We start from the raw sequence: 13,045 nt of genomic DNA, 5'->3' as shown, positions 1-13,045 counted from the left end.
TTAGAATTTCTTATTAGAATCCTACATTATTGATATAAGCATCTACTTCCATATCGTGACCAACAAAATCGGTAAAGGCTTTGTTTAAATCAACACTATTACCAACAGATAATATATATTTTCTAAAACGCTCTCCATTTTCACGATTCATACCTCCGTGGGCTTTAATCCAATCGTAAGTATTATAATCTAATGTTTTACTCCAAGTATAAGCATAATAACCAGCAGCATAACCACCTCCCCAAATATGAGCAAAATATGGTGTATGATATCTTGGCGGTACTTCTTTTACCAATAATCCATTTTTAGCAAGCGCTTCTTTTTCGAATTCTAAAACCGATTTAAAATCAGCTTCATTCTCTACAGTATGCCACATCATATCGATTACAGATGCTGCTAACAACTCAGTTACATCATAACCTTTATTAAAGGTTTCAGCCTTCATGATTTTATCAATTAAAGCCTGAGGAATAGCTTCTTTTGTTTTGTAATGTATTGCATAATTTTTTAAAACCGCAGGTTCTAAAGCCGCATGCTCATTTATTTGAGAAGGAAATTCAACATAATCTCTAGGTACGCTTGTTCCCGATAAAGACACATATTGTTGATTTGCAAATAAACCGTGCAACGTATGTCCAAACTCATGAAACATAGTTGTTACGTTATCAAAACTAATTAAAGATGGATTTCCTTCTGTAGGTTTTATATAATTAAATACATTTACGATAACTGGCTTTTGTTTTAAATAATGAGACTGACTCACAAAATTATTCATCCAAGCACCTCCGCTTTTAGTATCACGTGTGTAAAAATCTAAATAATAAAGCGCCATGCTTGATCCATCTTTATCAAAAACCTCATAAGTAACGACATCTGGATTATATACAGGTAAATCGTTACGTTTCTTAAAGGTTATGCCATACATGCGCTCTGCAGCATAAAACACACCATTCTCTAAAACTGAATTTAATTCAAAATAAGGTTCTAGTTCTTTTTGATCTAAATCGTATTTTGCCTTTTTAACTTGCTCTGCATAAAAACTCCAATCCCAAGGTTCTAATTTAAAACCACCATTTTGAGCATCAATAATACTTTGAATGTTAGCCGCTTCTTTATTTGCTTTTGCAACGGATGCTTTCCCTAGTTCAGCCAATAAATTTAAAGCACGCTCTGGTGTTTTAGCCATTTGGTTTTGCAAATTCCATTCCGCATAATTCTTCTTACCCATTAATTGAGCCTTTTGCATGCGTAATAAAGCTATATCTTCTATAATTTTTCGGGTATCGGCATCATTATCCTTTTCAGCTCTACTCCAAGAAGCTTCATATAATTTCTTACGTGTTTCTCTATTTTTTAAAACCGCTAATAAAGGCTGTTGTGTAGTATTTGACAAACCTAAAAGATACTTTCCTTCAGCTCCAGCTTCTTCTGCTTTAGCTTTTGCTCTATCAATATCATCTTTACTTAAACCATCTAATTCGATCTCTGTATCGACTAATAAAGCGCCATCTTTACGAGCTTTCAATAACCGACTACTAAACTCGGTACTTAAAATGGACAGCTTTTTATTAATTTCCATCATCTTCTCCTTGTCTGCGCTAGATAGACTAGCACCGGCCATTTCAAACTTCTTCAAGTAATAATCAACCAATTTAAGGTTTTCACCATGTAGAGTAGAAAGATCTAATGCCTTTATACGATTATAAATTTTTGAATTAAGATAGATTTTATCAGAATGCGCTGAAAATATAGGAGCATACTCTTTTTTTATCTTTTGTAATTCAGGATTAGTATTAGCGCTTGTAAGATTATAAAATACACTTTGTGCCCTACCTAATGTTTCACCACTTAACTCAAGAGCTAAGACTGTGTTTTCAAATGTAGGAGTGGCTGTGTTATTGGTAATAACATCAATTTCAACATCGTGCTGTTTTAAACCTTCTTTAAAAGCAGGAATAAAATCTTCATCTTTTATTTTATCGAATGGAGGTGCTTGATATTGTAATGTACTTTTTTGAACTAAAGGATTATCGATTTCATCCATTTTTTCTTTGGTGTTTGAAGTACATGAAAACAAGACAGCATTAACTAGAACTAAACAAATAGCACTGTTCTTGATAAGGCAATTTTTCATAGTATTAGATTAAATTATTAATATATAAAAATACATAACTTAATCTAAAAACACCATTAAAAAAACAACTTATAATCTACTTTTTACGCATATAAACGCTAATAGGAACTCCTTTAAAATCGAACTTTTCACGAAGTTTATTTTCTAGAAAACGTTTGTAAGGTTCTTTTACGTATTGTGGTAAGTTACAGAAAAATGCAAATTGTGGTTGCGGTGTTGGCAACTGCATGATATATTTGATTTTAACGTATTTTGCTTTGTAAGCGGGTGGCGGGTAATTTTCTATAAGTGGTAAAAACACCTCATTAAGCTTACTTGTTTTAATCTTTTTAGATCTGTTATGATAAACCTCAACGGCTGTTTCAATCGCTTTAAAAATACGCTGTTTAGTTAAGACCGAAATAAAAACTACAGGTACATCCGTAAACGGCTCCATTTGCTGCTTAATAACGCGTTCGTATTCTTTCATAGATTTGTGATCTTTCTCTACTAAATCCCACTTATTTACAAGAATAACGATACCCTTTCTATTTCTTTGTGCTAACCAAAAGATATTTTGTACTTGTCCGTCAAAACCACGAGTAGCATCAAGAACTACTAAACATACATCGGCATGCTCAATAGCACGAACAGATCGCATTACAGAATAAAATTCTAAATCTTCCTTCACTTTAGATTTTCTTCTAATTCCAGCGGTATCCACTAAATTAAATTCAAATCCAAAACGGTTATATTTTGTATCAATAGAATCACGAGTTGTTCCTGCAACATCGGTAACAATGTATCTCTCTTCACCAATTAAGGCGTTTATAAAGGATGATTTTCCTGCATTAGGACGGCCAACTACCGCAAAACGAGGTAATACTTGCTCTTCAACTTCTTCTTTTTCTGGTAATGCTAGAACTAAAGCATCTAATAAATCACCTGTTCCACTACCATTTATACTTGCTATAGTGAAGTATTCACCTAAACCTAAAGAATAAAATTCAACAGCATCCGCAGCACGTTTACCGTTATCCACTTTATTTACAACAAGAAAAACAGGTTTATTTACTTTTCTTAGTAACTCAGCAACATCCTCATCCATTCCTGTAACGCCAGCTTCAACATCTACCATAAAAATAATGGCATCGGCTTCATCTATTGCTAATTCTACTTGTTTATCTATTTCTGCTTCAAAAACATCATCACTACCTAGAACGTATCCACCAGTATCAATTAACGAGAATTCTTTCCCATTCCAATCACTTTTCCCGTAATGACGGTCTCTCGTAACACCACTAACAGCATCGACAATAGCCTCGCGACGTTGTATTAAACGATTAAAAAAAGTTGATTTGCCAACATTTGGTCTTCCTACTATTGCTACTATATTACTCATAATTTTTGTTTTTATGCATTACATATCCTGTAAGCGGCTGCAAAGATAGTGTTTAGTTCGATAGAAATGAGTATTTTACTTTCCTAATGAATTTATTATGAACACACCGCTAAATGAAATTGTACTTAGACCACGATTTAAAATTGAATTACCACAAGCAAATACGGCAGTTTTAAAGAAGTTTGAAGATCACAAAACCTTACAGTCTAATTTTATCGTATCTACAATTGACGATCACGTTTTTATAAAACTCCCCAAAGAGAAACAACATTTTTGGTCTCCTCAATTACATTTAGAGATTAATGAAGTGGGCGAAAACAGCAGTATAGTTCGTGGCTTGTTTGGCCCTAGTCCTGCCGTTTGGACCATGTTTATGTTTTTCCACTTCGCAGTTGCTATGCTATTTATTGTTTTTAGCATTTGGGCATATAGCAATTGGGCATTAAAAACAACTTACCAAGCACAAATTATGGGCCTAGTCCTTTTAACCGGAATATGGTTTACGCTTTACTTTGCTGGTAGAGTAAGTAAGTTTTCTAACCAAAAAGAAATGAACGCTTTATACGTTTTTATGACAGGTGTTTTTAAAGCATAAAAAAAAGCTCTAATTGCTACCAACCAAAGCTTTTAAACTAAACTAACTCAAACTATATCCAAAATGTTCTTTTTTTGAATAGCACAAAGATGCTGTTCAAGTTTAAACTAAACGTTACCTAATTAAAAAGATAACGTTAGTTTTTATTGATTGTAACCAAAACGTTTTAATTGCTTTTGGTTACTTCTCCAATTTTTATTCACTTTTACATATAGTTCTAAGTGAATTTGTTTCCCAAAGAATTTCTCTAAATCTTTTCGAGCCTCTACCCCTACACGTTTTAAAGCAGAACCTTTATGGCCGATTATAATTCCTTTTTGTGTTTCGCGCTCTACCATAATTACAGATCGCATTCTAATAATTTTTTCTTCCTCAAAAAACTCCTCTGTTTCGATTTCTACAGCATAAGGAATTTCTTTTTTATAATGAATAAGGATTTTTTCACGAATAGTTTCGTTTATAAAGAAACGTTCTGGCTTATCCGTTAATTGGTCTTTTGGATAAAAGGCTGGTGATTCTGGTAATAATTCTATTATTCTATGAAACACTTCTTTTACCTGAAACCCTTGCAATGCTGAAATTGGAATAATTTCTGCACTTGGCACTTTCTCTGCCCAAAGTTGTACTTGAGTTTCTAGTTGTTCTTGATCTGATATATCAATCTTATTTAAAAGTAATAACACAGGAATTTTAGAAGATTTTATTTTATTGAAAAACGCTTCATCCTTTAAGGCTTGCTCTCCAATTTCCACCATATAAATTAATACATCTGCATCTTCAAAGGCCGATTTCACAAAACCCATCATAGATTCTTGCAACTCATAAGCCGGCTTAATAATTCCTGGCGTATCACTTAATACCACCTGAAAATCTTCGCCATTTACAATACCTAAAATTCTATGGCGCGTAGTCTGTGCCTTAGAAGTAATAATAGATAATTTTTCACCAATAAAGGCATTCATTAGTGTCGATTTTCCAACGTTTGGATTCCCGATAATATTTACAAAACCTGCTTTATGGTTCATAATCTTCAATTTATTAAGCTGCAAAGTTACAACCTTTATTTTTTTGAATTTACTAAAACAAAAAAGACTGTCATTTTCAGACAGTCTTTTCTATATATTTAAACGTTTCAACTTAATTATTGTTTGAGAAACTCTACACAACAAACGAAACGATTGAATTTTAAATTACTTAACAATTTCTAATAATTCAACATCGAATACTAAAACATCGAAAGGTTTAATTTTTCCACCTCTTGGTGTTGCACCATAACCTAATTCTTGTGGTACAAAGAATTTATATTTAGAACCTACATTCATTAACTGTAAACCTTCTGTCCAACCTGGAATAACTTGAGTTACACCAAAAGTAGCCGGAGTTCCACGATCTACAGAACTATCAAAAATAGTTCCATCGGTTAACGTACCATGGTAATGTACTTTTACTTGAGAAGCTGTTGTTGGCTTTTCACCTGTTCCTTCTTCTTCAACAATATATTGTAATCCGCTTGCTGTTACTTGAACACCATCTTTAGATTTATTTTCTTCTAAAAACTTTTCACCAGCTAATTTAACTTCACCAAACTCAGCTTCTGCTTTTTTAGCAGCTTCTTCTTTTTGTTTAGCTACGTCTGCTTGTTGCTTTTTTTGAAAATAAGCTTGTACTACTTTTTGAGCATCTGCTTGCTCTATTAAAACATCTGTAGAATCAATAGCGTTCATAAACCCTTGAATAAACAATTCGTTATCAAATTCTGTAAAGCTAGTTTTTACATTTCTAGCAACATCCATACCGATAGCGTAGCTTACTGAGTCTAATTCTGTTTTTATAGGCTTTTTTGTAACTCCTGTATTATTACAAGATGCCATTAATGCTGTAAGAGCAACTAGGCTTAAAACTTTAATTGTTTTCATTTTTTTGTGTTAAATTAATTTCGAGCCAAATGTAACAAAATTATAATAGGTATAAAATAGGTTTATGTTCTATTTAACAAAAAACATTAAGCAATTAAGTACATTACACTATTAGAAACCAACCTAAAATAGCAGAAAGAACGAATAAGCATAAACCAATTTATTAATTATATTTGATTATCCTAGACCTTTTTAATTTTTAGAACATGAGCCCAATCAATAAATATTTAATTTTTATATCTATTCTAATCATAGGTTCTAGTTGTAAATCTACCAGAATTACAAAACAGATAAACAGAGATTTAGAAACTAATTTTTACAATAATCAATTTACTGGTTTTTTAGTTTATAACCCCAAAACGAAAGACACCATCTATCAACATAATGCACAGAAATATTTTACACCTGCCAGTAACACTAAAATCTTCACGTTATACACGGCATTACAAATGCTACCCGATAGTATTCCCGCATTAAAATACAACGTTAAAAACGATACCTTAACCATAGTTGGCACAGGTAATCCAGCTTTCCTACATACTTATTTTAAGGATAGCACAGCTTTAAACTTAACCAAGAAGTATAAAATAGTTAACATTATAGAAAACAATTTAGCAGACGAAAAGTTTGGTCCTGGCTGGGCTTGGGAAGATTACGACACTTATTTTAATCCCGAACGAAGCGCCTTTCCCGTTTACGGCAATGTCGTTACAATTAGTAATTTAGATAGCTTAATTTGTACACCAGGCATATTCAAAAAAAATATTAGTGATACAATTAGCAAACATAGAAGAAGCTATAATGAAAACATATTTTATTACAACCCAAAACATACCGATTCTGTTGAAATCCCATTGGTTTTAAATCGATTTACATCGGAAGAAATATGGAAAGACTTACTCCCAACTGTTAATTTTACAACTAAAATCCCGTCCCATTTGGAAACCGTTTATAGTATCCCTTCGGATACATTGTATAAACGAATGATGCATGTAAGCGATAATTTTTTAGCTGAACAAATGCTCATTATGGCATCTTCAACTTTATCGGATACATTAAGCTCTAAAAACGCGAGAGAATTTATTCTTGAGAACCATTTAAAAACATTAACCGAAAAACCCCGTTGGGTTGATGGGTCGGGCTTAAGCCGATACAATCTGTTTTCTCCAAAATCTTTTGTAGATGTTCTTTCCAAACTATACAGCAGTATTCCAAAAGCGCGCTTATTTAATTTATTTCCTGCTGGCGGAACATCTGGAACATTAAAAAAATGGTACGCTGGCACAAACCAACCATATATTTATGCAAAATCGGGAACGTTAGGAAACAACTATTCTTTAAGTGGCTATCTAATTACCAACACTGGAGAAACTCTAATTTTTAGTTTTATGAATAACCATTACACCAAACCAACTACTGAAGTAAAACAAAACATGCAAACCATTTTCGAAGACTTAAGAAACACGTATTAATATATTCGAAAACCTTATAAAACAGAAAAGCCTGCTTAAAAGCAGGCTTTTCAAATTAAAGTGGGGAGAGTAGGATTCGAACCTACGAAGACGTAGTCAGCAGATTTACAGTCTGCCCTCGTTGGCCGCTTGAGTATCTCCCCAAAACTGACCGCAAATATATTATTGTTTATTAATTCTACAAACAAAAATCAAATCTTTTTTATAATTCGTATCGAATTCTAAAAGTTAGAAAACGAGGTTGTATATAATATTCGGTTGCACTTACCGATATAGTGCTAACACTACTCCGGTTTTGCGACCTGGTATTTAACAAGTTACTCGCTTTAATTTCATATTCCCATTTGCTGTTTTCATCTTTTCTATACGCTAAAGAAGCATCCCAAAATTCATAAGAATTTATTGTTTTTTCTTCATCTGAAAAATTATTATAAGTATAATCGGTCTTAAAAGTGAAGCTTTTTAAAATTAAAGCATCAAATTTTACCGATGGAGCCTTGGTATAAAACTTTGTTCTCTGTGTACCTTGATCGTTATCTTGGATACTGTAACGATAGCCTAACTCAAAATTTGGAGCCTCTCTAAAATTAGTTCTCAATTCCCCTCTATAACTTTGCGTGTAATTTTCGTTAGTAAAAGGCAAATTATTTACCAACTGGTTGTACTTTGTATAACTTAAATTCCCTGTACCTGTAGCTCTAAATTTCCCTATCGTTTTTTGAACACGTGCATTAATACTAGCACTTTCATCTGCTAAATTAGAATTATACGGCGAACTTACATTTATTACACTTCCTGCTGGTAATTCCGAGCTCGTTCTAATACGATCTATCGTTTTACTATAATTCAATCTGGCCGAAACATTGGTGTAATTAAACATATTAAAACTGAAATAAGATAGATTTAAATTATGAGATAAGGCACTTTCTAATTCCTGAAAACCAGAAAACACCGAACTATAATTATTTAAAACCAAACCTCTTGCTAATTGATTAACATCGGTAAAATCGGTTTCCATACTATAATTGAATATAATTTTTTCGCTCTTTTTTAACTGAATCAACGTATTGAAATCTGGTAGAAGGCGGAAAAAATTATCGGTATAATTCACATTAAATTGATCATTTTTCGCACTATAAGCATGCGCCGAAAAACCAGGAGTAAAAGTGAAAATTCCAGATTTTAAACGGTAATGCGCACCTAAATACACATCGGAAAAGGTATAAGCAATATCATTTACATCTAAACCATCGTTAATAGTTGGAGCTGAATCAAAATTGGAATTATCATCTAAAGTTTGAAATATATTCGAATCGAAATCTTGCTTACTGTAAATGGTTCCTAAAGTAAAATTAATATCACTTTTTTGATTTAGAATATTCCAATAATCAACTTTAGCATCCATTTGATTAGATTTTACACGCTTATCCTGATTGATATCATATTGAACCTGATCTCTATCAAACCCTAAATTACTCGCTATATCATCATAAGCATCGCTAGGATTAAGCGGATCGTTTAAACCATTATCATTATTAGTTGGGTCGTTTTCTAAAATAGCATTGTAAAAAGGATCTTCATCTTGCCATAAATGCTGAGCCTCTAAGGCAAAAATATTTTTTGAATCTAAAGTATAATAATAATTTAAATTTTGATTGATACTAAATGGTGAAGAGCTTTCTAGCTCACTAACATCACCAACCTGAGAAGATAATACAAATTGATCTTGCGACTCTTTAGAAGTTCTAGCAAGTATATCATAATCTAACTGGTTACTTCCGTTTGGTTTATATTTAGCACTAAACTTCAACATACCCATATCGCTACGCTGGCGCGTATTGCTTTCCTTATTTTCATCCCGAGAAGGATCATCTAAAAACTGTACATCACTAATTTCAGTTAAATCTGTACGGTTACTTAATAGAATAGCAAAACCACTTAAATCCAATTTTTTATTAGGTGAATAGCTAAAGTTAGCCGCACCAAACTTTGTGGTTATACTTTTTGCTTTATCATTCTGTAGTGATAAGAATCCTAAATTATTACTTCCCAAGTCAATATTAGTACCACTACTTCTGCTTGGTGATCTAAAACCGCCAGTAAAATTGAAATAATCACGACGCGTAAAAGCTATTTCGCCAATATTATTTAAATCGCCTATAACATTAATACTGTAATCTGGACTGTAATAAAACAATTTTGGCTGCACAACATACAAAGCATCTTTATCGGATGTTCCCCCTCCTGCGGTAACATTTCCAAACCAGAAATTCTTTTTCCCTTCTTTTAACTTTATATTTATAGCAATATTATCTTGGTTGTTGGTAACTCCACTTAACTGCCCAACTTCGGCATAATTTTTAAGCACCTCAACTTTATCAATAGCATTTGCTGGAATATTCTGAGTTGCTAATTTAGAGTCGCCGTCAAAAAACTCCTTGCCCTCTACCATAACTTTACCAACCTTAACGCCTTCTACCTCAATTTCGCCATCATCATTAATTTCAACACCTGGTAGCTTATCTAAAATATCTCCTAATTTTCTTTCGGTTCCAGATTTAAAAGAATCGGCATTATACACAATAGTATCGCCTTTAACGGTTACAGGCATTTCATAAACCAATTCAACTTCATCTAAAGCATTATCTTCAACCAATATAAAGTTTTGAGTAACCGCAACATCGGTAGTAACAACTTCAGCCTGTCCAGTTTTCATACCTATATAACTCACCTGTATATTGTACTTAGAATTTTTTTCTACAGAAAGTTTAAAACGACCATCAGGGTTTGTTATGCCATAAGCATCTAGTTTCTGGGTTTCTTGGTTTATAGCAATTACATTCGCCAACTCCAACGGCATACCAATACTATCTTTTACAACACCTTCCAGTTTCACTTGGGCAAAGGCTGAGCTTGCCGCTAACAGCAGCATAAAGCATATTATATTTTTCACAGGATAATTTTTCTATTAATTAAAGAATAAACAAGACAACTTAAACTAGCGTCTTCCGCCTCCACCACCTCCGCGGTTACCTTGACCTCTTGAAGCTCTCATTTCCGCCATTTTTTTCTTTACAATAGCATCATATTCACTTTGTGTAACTTCTTTTCCTTTAGAAGGTACTTTCATTTCATCTTTTTCCGAAGGGTTTAAAACAATTTTAGAACATAAAATAGTTGTTTTATCAGCACTAATTTCTAAAATTAATCCTGGTAATCCCCAATATGTATCTGGACCTTGATTTACTGGTATTTGTGGCGTATACCAAGCAGTTACCTCTATTTCTCTTGGCTTATCATCCTTTTTGTTCTCAGTGTCTTCATCAGCCTTACCTTCTGGTGGTCGTTTTCCTAAATCACTAAAATCGAATCCTTCTAATGGTTTTACTACTGTTGCCTTAAAACAGGTGTATTGTCCAATGGTTTTAGTTTCCGAACCTAATTCCCATTTTAATTCTCGTAAACTATCTTTTATTAAAAATTGCTTACCAAAAAACTCTTGTTCTTGTAAAAGCTCTTTATTTCGTACGTTTTTATATTGATTGCCACCTGTAGAGATCATTGCTCCAAATCTAAAACCTCGTCCTCCTTGCCCTGGAGCTTCTAAAGCTTCTTCTTCTTTATATAAAGATTCCGATTGATTAAAAGTTAGAATAAATGTTTTTTCTAACATACTTTTCATTCTGCCTGCAATTTCTTTTTTACGCTCCTCACTTAAATTTCCACCACCAAAATTACTCATATCTACGGTAGTCTTAGATTCGTAGTAAGCTTTACCTTGAAAATCTTTTTGAGCAAAAGAGATTACGGTAACCAAAAGCAATACCGCTGTTATTATAGGTTTTAAAGTATTAAATTTCATTCTATAGATATTTTATTAGTTATTAAAATTAATCTTTAATTTTAAATTAGACTCCTTTCGTTATACTAAGTTTAATTACGAAACGTTAAAATATTCTTAAAAAAATTGATTCAATTTTTGTATTTTTCCAATCCAATGAAGCACGGCACAATTATCCTTTTCCTATTTACACTTTCAATGTTCTCTCAAGAAGCTATTGAAACTACTTTAATAAAAAAAACACCATTACATGCAGAAACCCTTGTTTCGGTTAATAATTTCGGCACCGCTTTTTATATCAATAACAATGTTTTTTACAAAAAACAGAACGATATAATTCTAAATTACAACAACTTACAATTGGGTTATTTGGTTAGCGCGAATACATTTAACCCATTAAAAATCAACCTGTTTTATAAAGATTTTAATACAATAATAATTCTAGACAACCGACTAGCCGAGATTTTTAGAACAGATTTCAACACCATCAAAAACTATAAAAACGTATCATATATTTCCACAGGAAATGATAACACCGTTTGGGTTTTTAACCAAAACAACCAAAAATTAGAACTATTCGATTACAAACTAAACAGCTCTCGAGCGCAAACACAACCCATACAAAGTGATGTTTTGGACTTAAAAAGCAACTATAATTACTGCTGGTTACTCACTAAAAACCACCTATATACATACAACTATTTTGGAAGTCTAATAAAGAAAATAGATAACGACGGCTACACAACTATAGCCGTAAACAACGAAAACTTGGTGCTAAAAAAAGATAACACCCTTTTTTATCTCAATAAAAACGACGAACAGCCTATACCTATTAGTCTGCCAAATTTAATAATAAATCAGTTTTTTGTAATCAATGAAACCTTGTATATTTACAGCCAGAAAACTTTACAAGAATTCCATTTAAAAATAAATTAACACTATGCATATTGCTATTGCCGGAAATATAGGTGCTGGAAAAACCACTCTAACAAAACTACTAGCTAAACATTATAATTGGGAAGCACAGTTAGAAGATGTGGTAGATAACCCTTACCTAGACGACTTTTACAACCAAATGGAACGCTGGAGTTTTAACCTGCAAGTGTATTTTTTAAATAGTCGTTTTCGTCAAGTTTTACAAATTCGCGAAAGCGGAAAAGCAATTATACAAGACCGTACCATTTATGAGGATGCACATATTTTTGCACCCAACTTACATGCTATGGGACTTATGACAAATCGTGATTTCGAGAATTACAAATCACTTTTCGAGCTCATGGAATCTCTTGTACAGGGTCCAGATATTCTAATTTACCTACGTAGCACTATCCCTAATTTAGTATCGCAAATACAAAAACGTGGTCGCGATTACGAAAACTCTATAAGTATCGATTATTTAAGCCGATTAAACGAGCGTTACGAAGCTTGGATACATGGTTATGATAAAGGCAAACTTTTAATTATAGATGTAGATCACTTAGATTTTGTTGACAATCCTGAAGATTTAGGAACTGTTATAAATACTATTGATGCTGAAATAAACGGGCTGTTTTAAAAACCTGTTTTGGGCGCCACCACAAGGGTCGGGCTTTCACTACTCGCTCCCTCCTTTGGTCGGGGAGCTTAAACATGCCGTTCAATCCCTAGCGCATTCTTCTGCTAAATTTCTTATTAAAAGCTACAATTATTAATTACTTGCTTAATTT

The 13,045-nt window shown here is 32.8% G+C and carries 10 protein-coding genes and 1 tRNA gene; 4 read left to right on the top strand and 7 right to left on the bottom strand.

Annotated features, from left to right (window positions below; all coding sequences use genetic code 11):
• Nucleotides 1-13: 13 nt before the first annotated feature.
• Nucleotides 14-2,134, bottom strand: a complete 2,121-nt coding sequence (locus tag GQR97_RS08100; RefSeq protein ID WP_158847271.1) for a M3 family metallopeptidase — start codon at nucleotides 2,132-2,134, stop codon at nucleotides 14-16.
• Between the two features lie 76 nt (nucleotides 2,135-2,210).
• Nucleotides 2,211-3,515 (bottom strand): ribosome biogenesis GTPase Der, encoded by a 1,305-nt coding sequence (gene der, locus GQR97_RS08095; RefSeq protein ID WP_158847269.1) that lies wholly within the window; start codon nucleotides 3,513-3,515, stop codon nucleotides 2,211-2,213.
• 97 nt (nucleotides 3,516-3,612) lie between these two features.
• Here der and GQR97_RS08090 point away from each other — a divergent pair, with 97 nt between their 5' ends.
• On the top strand, nucleotides 3,613-4,110 hold the full coding sequence (locus GQR97_RS08090) for a GTP-binding protein (RefSeq protein ID WP_158847268.1): 498 nt from the start codon (nucleotides 3,613-3,615) through the stop codon (nucleotides 4,108-4,110).
• Nucleotides 4,111-4,253: 143 nt separating this feature from the next.
• Here GQR97_RS08090 and era read toward each other — a convergent pair whose 3' ends face one another.
• Both era and GQR97_RS08080 read right to left on the bottom strand, forming a co-directional pair.
• Nucleotides 4,254-5,135 (bottom strand): GTPase Era, encoded by an 882-nt coding sequence (gene era, locus GQR97_RS08085; protein WP_158847266.1) that lies wholly within the window; start codon nucleotides 5,133-5,135, stop codon nucleotides 4,254-4,256.
• A 165-nt stretch (nucleotides 5,136-5,300) separates the two neighbouring features.
• Nucleotides 5,301-6,026 carry an FKBP-type peptidyl-prolyl cis-trans isomerase gene (locus GQR97_RS08080; RefSeq protein WP_158847264.1) on the bottom strand — a complete coding sequence of 242 codons (726 nt, stop codon included), beginning with the start codon at nucleotides 6,024-6,026 and terminating at the stop codon, nucleotides 5,301-5,303.
• 206 nt (nucleotides 6,027-6,232) lie between these two features.
• Here GQR97_RS08080 and GQR97_RS08075 point away from each other — a divergent pair, with 206 nt between their 5' ends.
• Nucleotides 6,233-7,498, top strand: a complete 1,266-nt coding sequence (locus tag GQR97_RS08075) for a D-alanyl-D-alanine carboxypeptidase/D-alanyl-D-alanine-endopeptidase (protein WP_158847262.1) — start codon at nucleotides 6,233-6,235, stop codon at nucleotides 7,496-7,498.
• A 61-nt stretch (nucleotides 7,499-7,559) separates the two neighbouring features.
• Here GQR97_RS08075 and GQR97_RS08070 read toward each other — a convergent pair.
• The 3 genes from GQR97_RS08070 to GQR97_RS08060 all read right to left on the bottom strand — a co-directional run bounded on the left by GQR97_RS08070 (nucleotide 7,560) and on the right by GQR97_RS08060 (nucleotide 11,360).
• Nucleotides 7,560-7,641 (bottom strand) — tRNA-Tyr (locus GQR97_RS08070).
• A 59-nt stretch (nucleotides 7,642-7,700) separates the two neighbouring features.
• On the bottom strand, nucleotides 7,701-10,451 hold the full coding sequence (locus GQR97_RS08065) for a TonB-dependent receptor (protein ID WP_158847260.1): 2,751 nt from the start codon (nucleotides 10,449-10,451) through the stop codon (nucleotides 7,701-7,703).
• Nucleotides 10,452-10,496: 45 nt separating this feature from the next.
• A complete protein-coding gene (locus tag GQR97_RS08060) occupies nucleotides 10,497-11,360 on the bottom strand; it encodes a GLPGLI family protein (protein ID WP_158847258.1) in 864 nt (287 codons plus the stop codon).
• Between the two features lie 135 nt (nucleotides 11,361-11,495).
• Here GQR97_RS08060 and GQR97_RS08055 point away from each other — a divergent pair, with 135 nt between their 5' ends.
• Complete coding sequence (locus tag GQR97_RS08055; protein ID WP_158847256.1) at nucleotides 11,496-12,275, top strand: hypothetical protein; 780 nt, start codon at nucleotides 11,496-11,498, stop codon at nucleotides 12,273-12,275.
• Between the two features lie 4 nt (nucleotides 12,276-12,279).
• Nucleotides 12,280-12,894 (top strand): deoxynucleoside kinase, encoded by a 615-nt coding sequence (locus GQR97_RS08050; protein WP_158847254.1) that lies wholly within the window; start codon nucleotides 12,280-12,282, stop codon nucleotides 12,892-12,894.
• Nucleotides 12,895-13,045: the final 151 nt, after the last annotated feature.

Origin of the sequence: Algibacter sp. L1A34 (genome assembly GCF_009796805.1) — a bacterium.
Taxonomy (GTDB): domain Bacteria; phylum Bacteroidota; class Bacteroidia; order Flavobacteriales; family Flavobacteriaceae; genus Algibacter.
The sequence above is the reverse complement of the archived record's forward strand: the minus strand, read 5'-3'. Positions and strand labels throughout refer to the sequence as shown.